Source organism: Aphanothece microscopica RSMan92 (assembly GCF_046613545.2).
In the GTDB taxonomy this organism is placed as follows: Bacteria; Cyanobacteriota; Cyanobacteriia; order PCC-6307; family Cyanobiaceae; genus NIES-981.
In genome coordinates, this window is the sequence record NZ_JBKKKY020000605.1 from 1 (window position 1) to 417 (window position 417).

1 protein-coding gene is annotated in these 417 nt (G+C 67.4%); it reads left to right on the plus strand.

All coding sequences use genetic code 11. The features are described 5' to 3' along the window. Positions 1–38: 38 nt before the first annotated feature. A partial coding sequence (locus tag ACLD7X_RS19270; RefSeq protein WP_425625537.1) for an adenosine deaminase family protein occupies positions 39–417 on the plus strand: 379 nt, incomplete at its 3' end.

A 417-nucleotide genomic window follows, 5' to 3' on the forward strand; every position in this document is an offset into this window, starting at 1 on the left:
TCGACCGTCTGCTGGGGGTGGGGCTGGACAGTTCGGAGGTGGGCCATCCGCCGTCGAAGTTCACCCGCGTGTTCGCTGCCGCGCGCGCGCAGGGCCTGAAGCTCTTCGCCCACGCCGGCGAGGAAGGGCCGCCGGCTTATGTGAATGAGGCGCTAGATCTTCTGGGCGTCGACCGGATCGACCATGGCAATCGCGCGCTGGAGGATGAGGCGCTCGTCGCCCGCATCGCGCGCGAGGGGCTGACCCTCACGGTGTGTCCGCTCTCCAACAAGGCGTTGTGCGTCTGCCCGGACCTCACCCAGCATCCGCTGAAGCGCATGCTCGATCGGGGCTGGAGGGCGACCGTGAATTCCGACGATCCAGCTTATTGCGGCGGCTATGTCGGGGCGAACTATGCTGCGGTGATCGACGCGCTGC